At 38.8% G+C, this 16,412-nt stretch carries 17 protein-coding genes and 1 pseudogene; 9 read left to right on the top strand and 9 right to left on the bottom strand.

All coding sequences use genetic code 11. The features are described 5' to 3' along the window. Nucleotides 1–76 precede the first annotated feature (76 nt). Complete coding sequence (locus tag PL9631_RS20895) at nucleotides 77–1,168, top strand: ISAs1 family transposase (protein WP_083616174.1); 1,092 nt, start codon at nucleotides 77–79, stop codon at nucleotides 1,166–1,168. 237 nt (nucleotides 1,169–1,405) lie between these two features. Here PL9631_RS20895 and PL9631_RS27425 read toward each other — a convergent pair. The 5 genes and pseudogenes from PL9631_RS27425 to PL9631_RS20870 all read right to left on the bottom strand — a co-directional run. Beyond that, nucleotides 1,406–1,651 (bottom strand): annotated as a pseudogene (locus PL9631_RS27425) (hypothetical protein); the annotation flags it as partial. A 126-nt stretch (nucleotides 1,652–1,777) separates the two neighbouring features. Then, nucleotides 1,778–2,170: a type II toxin-antitoxin system death-on-curing family toxin gene (locus tag PL9631_RS20885; protein ID WP_083623356.1), complete on the bottom strand. Its 393-nt coding sequence runs from the start codon at nucleotides 2,168–2,170 to the stop codon at nucleotides 1,778–1,780. Continuing rightward, nucleotides 2,167–2,391, bottom strand: coding sequence for a hypothetical protein (locus PL9631_RS20880; RefSeq protein ID WP_083623355.1), 225 nt, complete (start codon nucleotides 2,389–2,391; stop codon nucleotides 2,167–2,169). Before PL9631_RS20880 ends, PL9631_RS20885 begins: the two co-directional genes overlap by 4 nt. Nucleotides 2,392–2,511: 120 nt before the next feature. Next, entirely contained in the window at nucleotides 2,512–2,742 is a 231-nt protein-coding gene (locus tag PL9631_RS20875) for a hypothetical protein (RefSeq protein WP_083623353.1), read from the bottom strand. A 13-nt stretch (nucleotides 2,743–2,755) separates the two neighbouring features. Beyond that, nucleotides 2,756–3,952 carry a caspase family protein gene (locus PL9631_RS20870; RefSeq protein ID WP_083623351.1) on the bottom strand — a complete coding sequence of 399 codons (1,197 nt, stop codon included), beginning with the start codon at nucleotides 3,950–3,952 and terminating at the stop codon, nucleotides 2,756–2,758. Between the two features lie 101 nt (nucleotides 3,953–4,053). Here PL9631_RS20870 and PL9631_RS20865 point away from each other — a divergent pair, with 101 nt between their 5' ends. Both PL9631_RS20865 and PL9631_RS20860 read left to right on the top strand, forming a co-directional pair. Next, nucleotides 4,054–4,848: a hypothetical protein gene (locus PL9631_RS20865; RefSeq protein WP_231516805.1), complete on the top strand. Its 795-nt coding sequence runs from the start codon at nucleotides 4,054–4,056 to the stop codon at nucleotides 4,846–4,848. A gap of 53 nt (nucleotides 4,849–4,901) precedes the next feature. Beyond that, nucleotides 4,902–5,228 carry a hypothetical protein gene (locus PL9631_RS20860; RefSeq protein ID WP_083623350.1) on the top strand — a complete coding sequence of 109 codons (327 nt, stop codon included), beginning with the start codon at nucleotides 4,902–4,904 and terminating at the stop codon, nucleotides 5,226–5,228. Between the two features lie 72 nt (nucleotides 5,229–5,300). On the opposite strand, the gene PL9631_RS20855 is transcribed toward PL9631_RS20860, so the two are convergent. From PL9631_RS20855 to PL9631_RS20845, 3 genes are all read right to left on the bottom strand, one after another. After that, on the bottom strand, nucleotides 5,301–5,558 hold the full coding sequence (locus PL9631_RS20855; RefSeq protein WP_083623348.1) for a gas vesicle protein GvpG: 258 nt from the start codon (nucleotides 5,556–5,558) through the stop codon (nucleotides 5,301–5,303). Between the two features lie 12 nt (nucleotides 5,559–5,570). After that, nucleotides 5,571–6,308, bottom strand: a complete 738-nt coding sequence (gene gvpF, locus PL9631_RS20850) for a gas vesicle protein GvpF (protein ID WP_083623347.1) — start codon at nucleotides 6,306–6,308, stop codon at nucleotides 5,571–5,573. Between the two features lie 118 nt (nucleotides 6,309–6,426). Continuing rightward, nucleotides 6,427–6,888 (bottom strand): gas vesicle protein K, encoded by a 462-nt coding sequence (locus PL9631_RS20845; protein WP_083623346.1) that lies wholly within the window; start codon nucleotides 6,886–6,888, stop codon nucleotides 6,427–6,429. A 600-nt stretch (nucleotides 6,889–7,488) separates the two neighbouring features. Here PL9631_RS20845 and PL9631_RS20840 point away from each other — a divergent pair. Beyond that, nucleotides 7,489–8,493 carry a serine/threonine protein kinase gene (locus PL9631_RS20840; protein ID WP_083623344.1) on the top strand — a complete coding sequence of 335 codons (1,005 nt, stop codon included), beginning with the start codon at nucleotides 7,489–7,491 and terminating at the stop codon, nucleotides 8,491–8,493. Between the two features lie 211 nt (nucleotides 8,494–8,704). Here the strand turns inward: PL9631_RS20840 and PL9631_RS20835 are convergent, their stop codons facing one another. After that, nucleotides 8,705–9,586, bottom strand: coding sequence for a 4-hydroxybenzoate solanesyltransferase (locus tag PL9631_RS20835; RefSeq protein ID WP_083623343.1), 882 nt, complete (start codon nucleotides 9,584–9,586; stop codon nucleotides 8,705–8,707). 103 nt (nucleotides 9,587–9,689) lie between these two features. Here PL9631_RS20835 and PL9631_RS20830 point away from each other — a divergent pair, with 103 nt between their 5' ends. The 5 genes from PL9631_RS20830 to PL9631_RS20810 all read left to right on the top strand — a co-directional run bounded on the left by PL9631_RS20830 (nucleotide 9,690) and on the right by PL9631_RS20810 (nucleotide 16,367). Next, nucleotides 9,690–11,315 (top strand): Ppx/GppA phosphatase family protein, encoded by a 1,626-nt coding sequence (locus PL9631_RS20830; protein ID WP_083623341.1) that lies wholly within the window; start codon nucleotides 9,690–9,692, stop codon nucleotides 11,313–11,315. A gap of 107 nt (nucleotides 11,316–11,422) precedes the next feature. After that, nucleotides 11,423–11,986, top strand: coding sequence for a Panacea domain-containing protein (locus PL9631_RS20825; protein WP_083623340.1), 564 nt, complete (start codon nucleotides 11,423–11,425; stop codon nucleotides 11,984–11,986). A gap of 28 nt (nucleotides 11,987–12,014) precedes the next feature. Continuing rightward, nucleotides 12,015–12,374 carry a hypothetical protein gene (locus PL9631_RS20820; RefSeq protein WP_231516804.1) on the top strand — a complete coding sequence of 120 codons (360 nt, stop codon included), beginning with the start codon at nucleotides 12,015–12,017 and terminating at the stop codon, nucleotides 12,372–12,374. Nucleotides 12,375–12,477: 103 nt separating this feature from the next. After that, nucleotides 12,478–15,246 (top strand): tetratricopeptide repeat protein, encoded by a 2,769-nt coding sequence (locus PL9631_RS20815; RefSeq protein WP_083623337.1) that lies wholly within the window; start codon nucleotides 12,478–12,480, stop codon nucleotides 15,244–15,246. Beyond that, complete coding sequence (locus tag PL9631_RS20810; protein WP_083623335.1) at nucleotides 15,219–16,367, top strand: tyrosine/phenylalanine carboxypeptidase domain-containing protein; 1,149 nt, start codon at nucleotides 15,219–15,221, stop codon at nucleotides 16,365–16,367. The genes PL9631_RS20815 and PL9631_RS20810 overlap by 28 nt, the downstream gene beginning before the upstream one ends. Nucleotides 16,368–16,412 lie beyond the last annotated feature (45 nt).

Raw genomic sequence — 16,412 nt, 5'->3', positions numbered from 1 at the left:
GGTAAAAAAGAAAATAAAAGTGATCTTTTTTTGGTAAAATCAAAGAAAGATCACTTTTATTTGATTTTAAAAAACTATGTTAAACAGTATAATCGAACAACTGAAGTTAGTCAAGGATTTTCGGAAAAATCGTGGTAAAAGACATGAATTATGGGTAGTGTTGACTATCATTGTTTTAGCACTGCTAACTGGCAATGTTACTTATAAGCAAATAGATAATTTTAGAAAAAATGAAGAAAATAAGCTAATTAAATTATTAGAAACTAACACTAAAAAATTGCCGTCTTATAGTACCATAAGACGAGTAATGCTCGGAATAAATTCAATAGAAATTCAGTTGGTTTTTCAGTCAATAGTCCAGGAATATTATTGGCAACAAGAAGGCGTTGATTGGATTGCGATCGATGGAAAATCTTTAAAAAACACCCTGACTAACTATGAAAATCAGAAACAAAATATGTTAATTATGGTATCTTGGTTTAGTCAAGAAACAAAGTTAGTAATTAAATCGGAAAGTTTTGAAAGTAAACAAAGTTCTGAAAACGCTAAAGTTCTGTCTATGATAGAAAAATGCGGGTTATTAAATAAAGTATTTACCCTCGATGCTCTCCATTGTAGTAAGGAAACAACTCAGGCAATAATTGAGAGCAAAAATAATTATTTAATTACGGTAAAAGGGAATCAAATTAAATTGCACAATCGGATCAAGATTTTAGCAGAAATCGAAAAACCTTTAACGGTATATGAAGAAAAAGATGTCAGTCATGGGCGAAATATTAGCAGAAAAGTATCAGTATTTGATAGCCAAAATGTCAACCATAAAAATTATCCTCATCTTCAAAGTTTTATTCAGGTAGAAAGAACGGGTTTTCGGGGTGATCAAGAATATAATGAGACTTTATATTATATTAGTAGTCAGAAATTAAGTGCGAAAACATTTGCAGAAAAAATTAAAGCACATTGGTTAATTGAAAATCAAGTACATTGGGTCAAAGATGTGAATTTTAATGAAGATAAATCAAGAATAAAAGGCATAGACGTAGCCGGAAAATTCTCGTTATTAGTAACATTAATTTTGAATATATACAGAAGTTTGGGTTTTAGCTCAATAAAAGAGGGACAGTCATGGTTGGGAAATAATTGGGAAAAGATTTTAGCGATCGCCTGAATTAATTAAGTTTTTAAAACTATTTTTCTAAAAAAACATTCAAAATATTTAATAATAAATAGTCATAAAGTCTTATTAATCAAGACAATGGCTATCTTTTGCTGTTAATAAATATGAAAATTGTTCATTCTTAATATTTCCCACTTATCTGATGAAAATTAGAGAGAATTTGATCGGAAAAATTGATAATTTTTTTTGAAGATAGCGATCGCATTTGGGAAAATGAAAACCCCCTGCTTTATCCCCAGCGGCGTGATAGAGTTGGCGAGCGGCTTCCCACTTTTCTAAAGCAGCCCGTAATGATTCTGCTGTTCCTTGCTGAAATAGTTGTAGTCCCTCTTGAGAAAGTCTATCCGCTTCGGGGTTGCTGCTATTTTGGGCGATGAGGGTTTGGGGTAAGAAACCGGGTTTATTGAGTTCAGTGGCTTGGTGATTAGATATAGTTAGAAGAAACCCTGTTTCTAAGGGTTTGGGTGTCGCCATCCCTGACTCCGATAGCAAGGCGACACCGATAATTCCTGATACGGAAACGCCTTTGAGGAACGCAAAAACTAATTTGTTCTGACTTGTTTTTATTTCCATTTTTTTACCCATTCCCCTAATTTGAATTTACATCAATTCTAATACAGAATTTTTCCTTAACCATTGGGCTAAAGATTCTTGATTTTCTTGGTCAGTTGCTAACCCTTCCATGATTTGCACCACCTCGATTTCTGGAACTTCTAATAAATAGCTATTCACCAACAAAAAAGTTGCCATTACTGCAAAAGCTGTGCGTTTATTACCATCAATAAACGGATGGTTTTTAGCCAAACCATAACCATAAGCGGCAGCCAGGTCAAATAAATCAGGTTGACCGTAAGCAAATAAATGTCTGGGTCTAGCTAAACTTGCAGAAAGGAGATTTTCGTCCCTGATACCTAAACTACCACCATGCTGCTGAATTTGATCCTGATGAATAACTCGAACAATTTCTTCAAAAATCCATAAGGGTTCATTCACTGGGCTAATTCCCTTAACGCATTTTTATACTTTTCGCTAATCACTTGATAAGCTGCTATTGCTTTGTCAAATTCGGGTTTACCAATAGTTGAGGAATTATCGGAGTGATTATTTTGTGCTTTTTCGGCGAGAGAATGCAAAAAGACCAGGGCTTCTGCTAACAGTTCATCAGGTAATTCTCTGGCTAAGGTAACAATTTCTTGACGCATTTCTTGAGTCATGGTTATTGCCTATTATATTTTAAATTATAAATTATCGAGTCACTGCTGATTTACGTTGTCAATCACAACAATTATAACAAACTTGAAGAAACTTTTAGGTCAATTGCTAAAATATCTGCTTTACTCATAAAAACCTGCTTCTTGACTGATTTCCATAATTTCGTCTAACAGTTTTTCCCTGGCTTCATCTCGTTTTATTTTGTAATCCATTAAATCCTGTAAGGGAATTTTTATTTCTGAATTAATCGCTACATAAGAAATAACTCCTGCTTCTAATAGTTGCAATAAATGAGCATGGGAAACCTTAAGAATATTCGCTGCTGTCTCACTTGATCCGGTTTTTTCTAACATATTAATATTCCTCTTAACTGATCAAATGCAAGGGGGTTCCTACGGTTACGGGTTGCTCAATCTTTGCCTGTCCTACTAACCCATCACGGGAAATGATTTTCACTTTTCCTGTACCATTAATAGCAGTAAATATTGTTCCCGTTGTCACTTTTCTTAAATCAACTCCTCCTAACCATAATTGAGCGGTTTCCCCACTGACTGCCGTTACAACTGCTTGGGCGGGAGATTTGGGAGAATTAATAAAATAGGGCAGTTGTTGTTGATACCCACTCCCCACTTTAACTTCATAACGGGGAACTTGGTTAAATTTTTCAGGAATTTCTGGGAGAATGTTTTGAAATACTCGTTCAATATTGTTGTCTTCCTGCCAGAGATAATAAGTTAGTAAATAACTAAATAGACCGCATTTAAAGCCATTTATATTTGCTTCCCGTGCCAGTTGGTTTGGGGAACTTGCTGCTAATACGACCCCTTTAGCTACCCCGGTTTGATAGCCTTTAACAAATTGTTCGGGAGATAAATTTAATCGAGATAACCACTGTTGCTGATAGTTTTTTTCATCAGAAGAAACTAAAATATTTTCACCTCCATCCCTGGAACGCACCCGGACTCCTCGGGTTGCTCCACCGGAAAAACAACTATCTAAAACCACCGTCACATTTTCGGTTTTCAGGGCTGACATTAATAAAAATAAGGTATGTCCCATAATATCTTGGACAACTCCCCCAACTTCAGCATATCCGGTGGAGAAGTCACTATTAATAGGAACAAAGGTTCCATTTAATCCTTGTATATCTCCTAATCGGGTTATAATTGGGTCAGGATCAAAAATCCGAGAACCATGCCCAGAATAGTGATAAACCACAATATCTCCGGGTTTGGCTTGTTTAATTAAATGTTCTTCAAAGGCGGTTAAAATTCCTGTCCGGGTGGCTTCTGTTTCGGGTAAAATATAAATATCTTTAGGATTAAACCCGAAACGATGAATTAACAAATAGCGTTGTAAATCCAGGTCGTTGACGCATCCTTCTAGGGGGTTGAAAGGATATTGATTTATCCCTACTAATAAAGCTAATTTGCGGGGGGTACTTTGGGCGAGGACTTTGCCAGCTTGTTCAGCTTTTTGTTGGAATAGGAATTGATTAATTCCCAGAGTTGCTAGTGCTGAACTGGCAAATTTGAGGAAATGGCGACGAGTGTTATGAGTCATTTTAAAACCTTATCATACTACAGGTTAAGTTATACTAAAGGTTAAATTATTTTTGAAGAGGGTTACTTAACAGTATAGTCTTTGCTAATAATAGATAACTAATGGTAGGGGTTACGGTTATCGACGCCCACCTTGCAAAAATAGACTTTTTAGTCAATATTGAAGATATCACTTTTGCTCACCTCCTATCCATGTCAGACTCAAACCCAAAAATCAACCCGCCTGAACGGGGATATCTGACGCTTCTCCTTCCCGTGGCGGTGGTTTTGTTTATCCTCCAGAAAGCATTCCCCTTAGCCATTCTAACGGTTGGGGGATGGGGGTCTTGGCGGATATGGAAATATTATCAACAGCGTCAACAAAATCAGTTAGCCACCTTGGATGAGGTATTTTATCGGTTAATTCGGGAAAATCAAGGACGAATTACGGCCTTAGATTTAGCCATGCACACCCAACAGTCGGGGACGAAAGTACAGGAATATCTCGACCAACGGGCTACGGAATTTGCCGCCCAATATGAAATTACCGACGTGGGGGGGATGATTTACTATTTTCCCACCGCCCAACCGTCTCAGACCGTTGCAGACCCTCTCCCGGCTATTCCTAAACCGGAAAAAGAAAACCCTAATTCCGTGGTTTTATTCCCCGTCAACGCGGCTTCTGGTTCTGTTTTACCCGAAACCCTGAATCAGTCGGAACTCGCCCAACGGTTAGGGGTGCATCCGACTACCCTCAGCAAGTGGAAGACCAAAGCAGAATTTCCTGCCTGGAGTTATCAACGTGACCCGGATGCCATCTGTTGGAGTTATTCGGCGGAAACTAAACGGTTTTCTCCCCAAAAGTCTAACAAAAAAATTAGTAAAATTAGTGAGTTAATGAAGAAAAATAAAGTTTAGGAATCCTACAAATTCCATTGTTACAATAATGTCGTAGTTATACCCAAATTATTATGCGTCCTTTCCGTTCTCAACCTGCTATTTTACCCAAAATTAGCACCATGCCTCGCAGAAAAACCGAAGCGACGCTCTACCGGAGTTTATATCAATTAGCGGTGGAGAAAAAACGCTTACAAGAGGAGTTAGAAAGTTTAGGACAACGCTTTGAAACCGTTACTCAACGTTTAGAACAGATTGAAACTCAAATTCAAGGGTTAGAAACCGACGTTAAACAAATTGCTCAACCCAAACCCCCAGAAACCAAAACGACCCAACCTCCGACTCCCACTCCTACTAAACCTAAACCCGGTTCAGTTTCAACTTTTACTTTAGACTATTAGTGGGATGGAATTTAATCATTTAAGAAGACACTAAGACACGAAGGAGGAGAGGAGAGTTTTGATTTGATGCGCTTAATCTATTTCATTTTCTTCTCGGTTGGCTTCATCTTCTAAATCTTGAATTTGTAGCAATAATTCTTCTTCTTGAACTTCAAAGTCTTCTTCGGCAATATCCCCCATATCAAAGGCTAACTGGAGCGCTAATAACCGCTTTCCTAAGTTTTCTTTGTCATCAAGTTCGGCTTCCGCCCGTTCTAGGAGTTGTTCCCCAATCCAGATTACACCTTCAAAGGGGGCTGTGATCGGAGAGAGTAATAATCGTAATACCATAACGCCTCTAAATTAAGGGTTGAGTTGGGCAAAATTAAACGCGGCTGTAAAGTTATTATAGCGAATTCGCAGGCGGTTATTAAAATGGTGATCTAGTTCTTCTATTTTATCACCAAATTGGGGTTCCGTATCCCAAGGAATTAAATAGGCAGCGTTATAGATCATAGCAATGGTTAAATTATCGTTTTCAACAATTTCTGCGGCTAGGGGGTTTAATATTTCTTGAAATTTATCGATAATTTCCTGTTGACGATGTTGCATTGCTCGTTCAATTTCCTGACCAATACGAATGACTTCATCCATACTCAGACGTTTACCTTCTAGGCTATCCCGTTTTTCCCTTAATTCCTGATTTTCGGTCATTAATAGGTTTAATTCTTCGGTTTCTTCCCAAAAGATTTTTACCCCTACTTCCCGTTTTCCTTCTAATTTATGAAATAATTCTTTTAACCGATCTTGATAGGGAATAATTAGTTGTGCTTTGACATTTTCCCAATCTTTAACAATTAATCCAAATTGCAACGGTAAAACTGTTCTATAGCCATGTTGCATCACCTTTTCTAATACATCTTCATGGCCTAATAGGTTTCGCCGACTGGCTAAATAACGTTCTTGTTGAGTCTCGGAATATAAAAAGCTAAACTCATCAACGGGATGGGTTTGTATGGGTTGTTTGTCTAACCCATGTAAGGCTAAAGGTCGGACTCGGTTGGTCGGTAAAATTCCGTATAAATATAAACCATTTCCCATAATTAAACCCTATTAATTAAACCCGTCGGGTGTATAAGCGATCGCACCAATATCTATTATAAACCTTAAAGTCAAAGTCTCCAATATAGAAGCAAAACTGGGGGAAACGATACAATAGTTAGATGGGTTTGGAGGTTAAGACTAATCTCAGTTTGGCATGAATTAAGTTCAGTTGCGCTAACCCTAAATCTACACTTCCCTCAACCACAATTCCCGTATTCATTAACCGATCTAATAATTCCAAAATTGAAGGGTTTTGGGTAGTTTCCCCAGGATAATAAGTTCCTGATTTGGGTAATAATGTTCCAAATTCCGATAATTCAATATTCAAGTCCGCCGGATCTATTTCAAAGATTTCACAGAGTTTTAATACCTGAATTTCTAATTGGCGTAAACTCTCCGCCGCCCGATCTAATTCCTCCTCAGTGAGAGTATTTCCTTCCATCCTCCGGATGACTTGCGCTTCCATTAACTGTCGAATTAGTTCCACCAAGGTCAACACTAATGGAGCTAAACCTGCATCTTTTCCAGAGGATTTGGGCGTGATACTGGTTTCTATGGAAGGTTCAGAAAATGACATGGGTTTAAAATGTTATACCCTACTAGAATAACAGGGTTTTATTCTTACTGAAAAATTATTACTACTTTTACTTATTATAGAAAAACCATATTGTGATCGCGATCGCTATTTTACCCTAAATCACAAATTAGCAATTTTGTCAAGATAGCCCTTTGGGGTTGAGCCTTTTTCCTCAAAAACTCGTGCATCAGCAGGCGGCAATTTCGTCAGGAAATCAAGATATTTGACGAAATAATCAGGGTTTTGGCCTTAATTTTGCCGAATAGACACAATAAGCCCTTGAGCGATGTTTTCAACATAGTACCAGAACCCCGATCATCTCGTCAACTATTTGAGAGTAATTTTCAATAAAATATCAAGATTTCCTGACAATCTTTTAAAAAACAAAACGATATTGAGAAAATGATAAGACAAAGTTAACATAGAGCCAGAGATTATATTGGGAATAAATAAAACCACAAAAACCTTTTAAGTGGGGAGTGATATAATCATCTTATACAGTTTGAAGAAAATAACTTAAATAGAACAATCTCCAGAACATTAATAATAAATTTGCCAGAGTATAATTAATTTAGTCATCTCGCTTGAGGTTTTCTCATTATGAGTTATTGCCTTAATCCTAAATGTCCTAACCCAACAGATTCAGCAAACGAGAATCAATCTACTTGTTGTCAATGTGGCTCTAATCTTTTGCTGGAAGGGCGGTATCGTGTGATCAAACAACTTGGAGGAGGAGATTTTATCAAAACATTTGAAATTGATGATCAAGGAAAATGTAAGGTTCTAAAAGTTTTATTAAAAAACAATCCTAAAGGAGTCGCTTTGTTGAAACAACAAGCAGAAGTTTTGAGTCAAATCAACTATCCTGGACTTCCTAAAGTTGATCCTGATGGATATTTTACCTATTTTCCCAGGGGAAGCTGCGAAAATCTCCACTGTTTGGTGATGGAGAAAATTGAAGGGCAAAATTTACAAGACTGGATGAAGGAGCGAAAAAAAGAACCCATCAGTCAAGAACTCGCTTTGGAATGGCTAAAACAACTGACTGAGATATTGGAGCAAGTCCATAATTTGCAATACTTCCATCGGGATATTAAGCCTCAAAATATTATCAGGAAACCCAATGGACAGTTAGTATTAATTGATTTTGGAGCTATAGAGGAAGAACTTTCAGAGAGAGACACCTTTATTAAGATGGAAAGCGTAACAGGGGCTATTTCCCCTGGATGTCCTCTAACTCTAAAATGGATGGGGAAACCCGTCCCTCAATCTGATTTTTTTGCCCTGGGACGAACCTTTGTTTATTTACTAACCGGAAAACCTCCCACTGCTTATCCAGAAAATCCTCGAACTGGAAAGTTGTTATGGCGAAAAGGCGCGCCCAATGTTTCTGATCAATTGGCTGCCTTCATTGATTATTTAATGGCTCCTTTTGTGGCAAATCGCCCTCAAAATACTCAAGCAATCTTGAAATGTTTAGCAGAATTGGATTTAAAACAAACTGAGAAAAAGAATAATATTAATTATGAAATTAATTTACACAGTCAACCTTCAAAGTCTACTAGGGGAATATTGAGTAAAATTAGGAATTTTTTGGGTCTATAAGCTGCGCGCATTTAAACCCAACATTCGCTTCATCCCACTTATTTAGCTGCTTAACAGCTTATTGATATTCTTTGTGTCTTTGTATCTTTGTGGTTAAATTAGCCTTGCCCCTGCTCAAGATCCCAGTAAGTTGGGCAAGTTTAGAAAGTTTATTGGTGGGAAGCATGGATTTTTAATGAACCTGCCCCTACAGATTATTATAGATCAGTTTCTACAGTAAAAACCCACTAATCATTCCCCCTAATAAAATAAAACCAATTCCCACATTATTCTGAAAAATTTTAGCATAAATAGGTTTGGGAAGATCGGGATTTAGAAGTTGAAAATATTGCCTAGACCATAGTATAATAGAAAGGACTAGAGTTAACCAATATTCCCACTTTAACTGAAGATTCCAGCCTAAAATTCCCAATAATATTCCCGTCCCTAAAAATAAAATCCCTACGGCATTCGCCGATTTATCTCCGAAAAAAATAGCACTGGAATTGACACCCAACCGTTGATCATCTTCCCGATCGCTCATGGCATAAACCGTATCAAATCCTAATGTCCATAATACCGTTGCTCCCCATAAAAACCAAGTAGATGTCTGTAAAGTTCCCACCGCCGCCGTCCAACTAATTAAAACGGCAAAACCCCAAGCAATTGATAATATTAATTGCGGCACCGGAAATACTCGTTTTGCCAAAGGATAACCAATAATTACCGGAACTGCTGCTACCGATAGGCCAAAACTCAAGGGGTTTAAATAAACCGCCAGTCCCGCCGCACAGGCAAAGGAAATCAAAGCGATCGCAATTGCCGTTTTTACGGTCAACGCCCGGGAAGCCAGGGGACGGGTGCGGGTGCGTTCTACTTGGGGGTCAATATCCCTATCCCATAAATCATTGACCACACAGCCCCCCGCACTGGTCGCCAAAGTCCCAAAGACAATAATTAAAATTAGGCTCACCGGTGGTGTGCCATGGGTTGCCAAGAAAATTGCCCATAATGCCGGAATCATCAAAATCAGACGTCCGGCGGGTTTATCCCATCGCAATAGCCGAATAATCGTTTGCCAAGTGGGTTCAGGGGAATTAGATGGGGTGAGCATGGCAGGTTGAATCAAAAGAATTGAATTGAATCTTCACAATATTTTGTAACATAGATCCGCCCTCGGTTTAAAATTAAAAGCAGTAGCTTTTTAGAGACTAATTATGGTCACATCAATGCCTTTGGTGAGCGGATCTGAACTCACAGACGACCGAGATCGAATCCTAGCTGCCATTGATTTAGGCACGAATTCTCTACACATGGTTGTGGTGAAAGTGCAACCCCAACTGCCTACCTTTACGATTATTGCCCGGGAAAAAGAGACCATTCGCCTAGGAGATTCTGAGGAAAAAGGCAATCTCAAACCGGAGGTAGTTGAACGAGCTATTGCTTGTTTAAAACGGTTTCAAGATGTGGCTAAAACCTTTAACGCCGAACAAATTGTGGCCGTAGCGACCAGTGCCGTCAGAGAAGCGCCCAATGGTCGGGAATTTATTAGCCGAGTCGCCGATGAACTGAATTTAGAAGTTAGTTTAATTTCCGGTCAAGAAGAAGCCCGACGCATCTATTTAGGGGTGCTGTCGGCGATGGAATTAAATAATCAACCCCATATTATTATTGATATTGGTGGCGGGTCTACGGAGTTAATTTTAGGGGATGGTTGGGAACCTCGATTTTTAAGTAGTACGAAAGTTGGTGCTGTCCGATTAACTAAGGATTTTGTCCATAGTGATCCCATTACTCGCACGGAATTTTTATATTTACAAGCCTATATTCGAGGAACCTTAGAACGGGTTGTGGATGAATTATCATCCCATTTACAACCCGGGGAAATTCCGCGTTTAGTAGGAACTTCTGGAACGATTGAAACTTTAGTTGGAATTAAAGCTAGAGAAAAATCAGGAATAGACCCAACTCGTTTAGGGGGTTATGAATTAACCTTAGAAGAATTGCAGGAATTTGTCAATAGAATTCGCAAATTATCCTATCAAGAACGATTACAAATTCCGGGTATGGCTGACCGTCGGGCGGAGATTATTGTCGCCGGGGCTTTGATTTTACAAGAAGCCATGACCTTGTTAAATATTCCGTCTTTAAAGGTCTGTGAACGGAGTCTGAGGGAAGGGGTAGTGGTAGATTGGATGTTAACCCATGGGTTAATTGATGATCGTCTACATTATGGCAGTTCTGTTCGAGAAAGAAGTGTTTTAACTATTGCTCAAAAATATCAAGTTGATTTAGAACATAGTCAACGGGTTGCTACTTTTGCTTTAAGTTTATTTGATCAGACTAAAGGATTATTACATAATTGGGGATTGGCAGAACGGGAGTTATTATGGGCGGCAAGTATTTTGCATAATTGTGGATTATATATTAGTCATTCCGCTCACCATAAACATTCCTATTATTTAATTCGTTATGGGGAGTTATTAGGATTTACCGAAACCGAAATTGATGCGATCGCAAATTTAGCCCGATATCATCGCAAGAGTAGTGCTAAAAAGAAACATGAAGCCTATCAAAATCTCCCCCGCAGGTTTCGACAAGTTATTGATCAATTGCATCCTTTATTAAGGTTATCAGTCGCTTTAGATCGACGAATGATCGGGGCAATTTCTCAAGTTGTTTGTGAATATAAACCCATGACCCGGGAATTTCATTTGAAGTTAAAACCTACCCATCGCAATGATGATTGTGCTTTGGAATTGTGGAGTTTGAATTTGAAAAAAGAATCCTTTGAAATTAACTATGGATTAAAGTTAGTTGCTAAATTAGAATCTAATGTTTAGTGGGGAACGCTGAAAAAACATTAAATTCTTCCTCATAATTCTGTTAATTGCATAATAGCGAATAAGCTGTATAATCAAGTATATAAGAGTTATTTCTTAGAGTTGCTATGTCAATCCAGTTTCCCTTTCATCCTGAAAAAGCTGTTGAAGCCACAGCATTTTTTTTGAAGTTGCATGATGGTCAACCTATGAAATACTTAGGCTTGCTGAAGATGCTTTATATAGCGGATCGTGTTGCGTTAGAACGTATAGAGCAACCAATTACTGGTGATTCTTATGTTTCAATGGATTATGGCCCTGTTCTTAGCCGTGTTTATGATCTAATTAAAGGAAAAGCGGTTGATGATGCTTTACCTTTATGGTCTAAGTTTATTTCTTCTCCTAACACAAACTTTGTTGTTTCTTTAATAGCTGATCCAGGAAATCAAGACCTCTGTGAAGATGAGGAGGAAATTATCCAGGAGGTTTATAAAACTTTTGGACATCTCGATCCTTTTGATGTTACTGAGTGGAATCATGGGTTTCCAGAGTGGCAAAATCCTCACGGTTTGGCTATTCCAATTTCAGTAGAAGATATTCTAAAAAATCTTGGCAAAAGTAACGAAGAAATACAAGAAATTCAGCAGGAAGCAATTCGAGAAGCTTATTTAGACAAGGTGCTTAATGACTAGCATCCCCATTAATTTGGGAGATGCTTTTTTGATTAATACACCTCCTAACGGTCAGCATCTCTATATTGCAATTGCACAAACTTCTGAAACTCATTATCTATTTGTAAATGTAACTACCAGGAGAAGTAATTCTGAAACTTCTTGTATCCTTATTCCTGGTTTAGATGTGCCAAGTTTTATCACAAGCGAATCCGTTGTGGCTTATCAGTATGCTCGTGAAATCAATGCTATTGATTTAGCTGGTTTAATCACTCCTGGTAGTCCTATTCCAAAGGGATATTTTTCTGCTAATATTCTTGCCAGAATTCAGCAAGGTGGTTTGGCTTCTAGGCGGTTAAGAAATAGATATAAAATCGCTCTCAAATCATTTTTAGGAATGTCGGATTAATTAATTAATCTAAAAATTCAGAGAGATTTTAAATTATTACAACCTATTTAGGATTGTTATATATATAATAAAAATGTTACACTGCTAAGGATGCTGCAAGAGTATGAGTCAGCGATTTGTCAGCCGAGAACCAGAATTAGAGCGATTGAGCAGGTTTTTGAGGAAGGCTTTGAATGGTAAGGCCCAGGTTTGTTTTATCAGTGGTGAGGCAGGAACAGGTAAATCAAGGCTAATTGAAGAATTTGTAGTGCAGTCAGAAGAACTAAATGAAAAGTTGCTCTTTACTCAGAGTAAATGCAATGCCCTGACCGGAATTAGCGATCCCTATATACCCTTCCGAATGATTTTAGGGATGCTTATAGGAGATAATGCTAATAATGATAATGCGATTACTAGCAACAGTACCCAACGTCTTAGCCAGGCGCTTAGAGTTTCAGGTCGGGCTCTAGTAGAAATTGCTCCTGACCTAATCGGAACATTAATTCCAGGGATGAATGTTTTAGCAGCCCTAGCCCGTATGGGAGCTAAGGAACGCGGATTGCTGAAAGGCTTGGATGAGCGGGTGAGTGCCACACAGAGAGACCAGAACAACATTGAGCAATCCCAAATTTTCTTGCAATACACTGCTCTTTTACGGCGACTGTCCCAAGAACATCCGTTAGTCATTATCCTCGATGATCTTCAATGGGTAGATGCTGCATCCAATGGGCTCCTCTTCCATCTTGTTAGGGAGTTAAGAACCTGTCCAATTTTATTTGTTGGACTATATCGTCCTAGCGATGTGGCAGCACAGCGTAACAATGAGCGTCATCCGCTAGGGTCAACTCTCAACGAAATTAAAAGAATCTATGGTGATGTGTGGATTGATTTGGATGAAACCACTGAGCAGAATGGTCAAGCTTTTGTAGATGCTTTGATTAATAGCCAACCCAATAATCTGAGCCACGCATTTCGGGATGCTCTGTTTAACCGCACTGGGGGTCATGCTCTATTCACCACAGAATTGCTGCGTTCTATGCAAGAACGAGGCGATCTGATTCAGGATGCAGATGGGCGCTGGCAAGAATCTCCCCAATTAAATTGGGACGAACTACCCGCAAGGGTTGAAGGCATTATTGAAAAACGAATTACGCGGTTGTCAAATGAGTTACGTGAGATACTCAACGTTGCCTGTGTTGAAGGGCAAGACTTTACCGTGCAGGTGATTGCAAAAATTCAAGAAATTAAGGAACGAGATTTGGTCAACAAACTGTCGCGTGAACTGGAACAGTGCCATCACTTGGTACAAGAGACTGGCGAAGTCCAGTTAGGCAGAGCCATGATATCACGCTATATGTTTAGCCATGCCCTTTTTCAAGTCTATTTATATAGCATCTTGCCCAAAGCAGAGCGTCGAATGCTTCATGCGGAAGTAGCACAAACCCTAGAAGCTCTATTTAATGGACAAACTGAAATGATTGCCGTTCAACTGGCATATCATTATACCGAAGCCAGTCAAACTCAAAAAGCTTCAACCTATCTTCAACTAGCAGGTGAACAGGCATTCAAGTTAGGTGAGTTTAATCAATCTCGTACATTTTTTAATCAAGCTTTAGCAGCCATAGGCGAGGACGCAACGCATAATGCTCTCAATCAGGCCCAGTTAGCATGGTGGATTGGCGAAACCTATTACCACACAGGATTATACAGTGATGCTGAGACTTATTATCGTACAAGTATTGATAGAGCTCGGCAGTTAGAGGACGAGAAGACTCTTATTCAGGGATTAATTAGTCTAGCACAGAGTTTACGAAGACAGCGTTCTTCTGAAACAGCGATGAGTTTTGCTGAAGAGGCGCTAAGGATTGCTAGAAATACTCGCAACCGAAGCCAGGAAGGATCGGCTCTGCGTGTTTTGGGTATCATCTACGGCCAGATGAATAGAAATAATGAACGTCTTTCTCTTTATCAACAGGCATTGGGAATTGCAGATGAAATTGGTAATGTCGCTCAAAAAATGTCGTGTTTAAATAATATTGGTGCTGTGTATGGTGAATGTTTTGGAAATTATCCTAAAGCAATTGAGTATTATAAAAAGGCTCTGGAGTTAGGAAAACAGCATCGCAACTTTACTGGGCAAGTCATGTATTTACACAATATTGCTATCAGTTATCGTAAACTAGGTAACTATGAACAATCCAAAATTTATATTGATCAACAGTTAGAAGCGAGCAACAAAATTTCTGATACTCAATTTACATCAGAGGCTTATTCTGGCTTGGGAATTTTATTGCTTCATACAGATCCAGATAACATTCACCTAGCTGTTGAACAATGGCTGAAAAGTATTGAAATAGCAGATCAATATGATCGTATTACAACACAGGTGAATAGCCGAAACAGACTATTAATTGCTTATTTAATTACAAACCAACTTGATGAGGCATTGCAAGTTGTTGAAGAAACCAAGCCATTGCTTAAAAAGTTCACGGCAAACACTCCACTTTGTAGTGAAATACTACTTTTTGAGGCAATTACTTATCTGCGGAGGAAACAGTTGGATGAGGCAAATCGCTTGTTTCAACGTGCCAAAGATACTGCACTTGAAAAACTTCATAGCCAGCGCTGGATTTATCGGTATCATCGTGCTTTTGCCCAGGCAGGGATAGCACTCCTGGCACTACCTCTGTTGCGTCCTGACCAATTAGTCCAAGCAACAGAATACTTTCAAGATGCTGTTAATACCTGTGGCTGGCTAGGTATCCTGGATTATGCTTTGATAATTTTGCGAGAGATGCAGAAAGCTGATCCAGATGATGTACTACAGCCCATTGAACAAGAACTAATTAACAAAAGGCAAATTGCATGGAACAACAGACTCTCGAACGATTAAACACTCTAAGTGAGCAGTTACAGGTTTTGTACGCATCTGTTGATATAGCTCATTACACTGCACCGATCAATCGAGATACTGAAAGGCAACAGCTTTTCACATCTCATGTAGCAGGGAAAATCTATAATCCGCAATTTAGCTATCATTTACCTCCTTCGGGTTGGGAGCAACCTTTGTCTGAGTTTCTTTCTGAGTTACAACCTGATCAGAACATTTGGGAAGATTGGATTTATAAAGATGTTGTCTTGACACTAGATCTAATGCGGGCAGCAGCAACCCGCGATCCAGTATTGACTACTGAAGCAACAGTCAAAGTCTATGGCAAACTCTCCACTGATTTAGTTCAGTTGGCTTATAAAGCCTTGGTTCAATTACCTCTGGAGTCAGAACCACGTACAATTCCATCAGAAGATATGGTAGATCGGATGAGTAAAGTTCTTGCCAAAGTCGGTTTGACTGATTGGTGTGTAATCATCAGTAATACTATGAACGCTCGCATTAGTGTTCGTTCTGTGGATAAGCAGGTACGAGTCAATGCAAAAAAATTCTTTACCGAAAATGAATTGAAGCGGTTGCTGGTACATGAAATCGGCACTCATGTTTTTAGGACTGCCAATGGAGATTTACAACCTCTGAAACTGTTGCGTTTTGGTCTATATAACTATCTCCATACAGAAGAAGGGTTAGCAAATTACCATGAAGCTTGCTATGGTGTACAGTCGCCTGTTGATCAGCATCGCTATGCGTTACGGGTAATTGCGGCTCACATGAGCCTCAATCATAGCTTTTACGAAGTTTTCCATGAACTTGTTCAGCATACAAGTTTAGATGAAGCTTTTGATATTGTCACCCGTGCAAAACGGGGTTTTACTGATACCAGTCTTCCAGGATGTCACGTCAAGGATAAAGTTTACTTTGAGGGATTTCATCAAGTATCAGCCCATCTTGAATGCTATCCCGATGATTATTTTCTGTTAATGTCTGGTAAAGCAGCCCTTAGTATGTTGCCAGAGCTTAAAAAACTGCGTGAAAATAGCTTGTTAGTCCAGCCTTATTATTTGCCTGAATATTTAGTTTTCCCAAATTCACCTACAAGAGCAGATAGATTTCAAGGAGATTAGAGGTGATTGCCTTGACTCAAACACAATCTCAAAGCGTCCTGGATT

The organism is Planktothrix paucivesiculata PCC 9631 (genome assembly GCF_900009265.2).
GTDB lineage: Bacteria > Cyanobacteriota > Cyanobacteriia > Cyanobacteriales > Microcoleaceae > Planktothrix > Planktothrix paucivesiculata.
Note: the sequence above shows the minus strand (reverse complement) of the source record. Positions and strands in the feature narration are given on the sequence as shown.

Bases quoted from the DNA above. Each gene is read 5' to 3' on its own strand.
- PL9631_RS20830 (WP_083623341.1), top strand. From the start codon at position 9,690: ATGGTCACATCAATGCCTTTGGTGAGCGGATCTGAACTCACAGACGAC.
- PL9631_RS20865 (WP_231516805.1), top strand. From the start codon at position 4,054: ATGGTAGGGGTTACGGTTATCGACGCCCACCTTGCAAAAATAGACTTT.
- PL9631_RS20860 (WP_083623350.1), top strand. From the start codon at position 4,902: ATGCGTCCTTTCCGTTCTCAACCTGCTATTTTACCCAAAATTAGCACC.
- gvpF (WP_083623347.1), bottom strand. From the start codon at position 6,308: ATGGGAAATGGTTTATATTTATACGGAATTTTACCGACCAACCGAGTC.
- PL9631_RS20815 (WP_083623337.1), top strand. From the start codon at position 12,478: ATGAGTCAGCGATTTGTCAGCCGAGAACCAGAATTAGAGCGATTGAGC.
- PL9631_RS20880 (WP_083623355.1), bottom strand. From the start codon at position 2,391: ATGACTCAAGAAATGCGTCAAGAAATTGTTACCTTAGCCAGAGAATTA.
- PL9631_RS20855 (WP_083623348.1), bottom strand. From the start codon at position 5,558: ATGGTATTACGATTATTACTCTCTCCGATCACAGCCCCCTTTGAAGGT.
- PL9631_RS20895 (WP_083616174.1), top strand. From the start codon at position 77: ATGTTAAACAGTATAATCGAACAACTGAAGTTAGTCAAGGATTTTCGG.
- PL9631_RS20840 (WP_083623344.1), top strand. From the start codon at position 7,489: ATGAGTTATTGCCTTAATCCTAAATGTCCTAACCCAACAGATTCAGCA.
- PL9631_RS20835 (WP_083623343.1), bottom strand. From the start codon at position 9,586: ATGCTCACCCCATCTAATTCCCCTGAACCCACTTGGCAAACGATTATT.
- PL9631_RS20870 (WP_083623351.1), bottom strand. From the start codon at position 3,952: ATGACTCATAACACTCGTCGCCATTTCCTCAAATTTGCCAGTTCAGCA.
- PL9631_RS20810 (WP_083623335.1), top strand. From the start codon at position 15,219: ATGGAACAACAGACTCTCGAACGATTAAACACTCTAAGTGAGCAGTTA.
- PL9631_RS20825 (WP_083623340.1), top strand. From the start codon at position 11,423: ATGTCAATCCAGTTTCCCTTTCATCCTGAAAAAGCTGTTGAAGCCACA.
- PL9631_RS20845 (WP_083623346.1), bottom strand. From the start codon at position 6,888: ATGTCATTTTCTGAACCTTCCATAGAAACCAGTATCACGCCCAAATCC.
- PL9631_RS20875 (WP_083623353.1), bottom strand. From the start codon at position 2,742: ATGTTAGAAAAAACCGGATCAAGTGAGACAGCAGCGAATATTCTTAAG.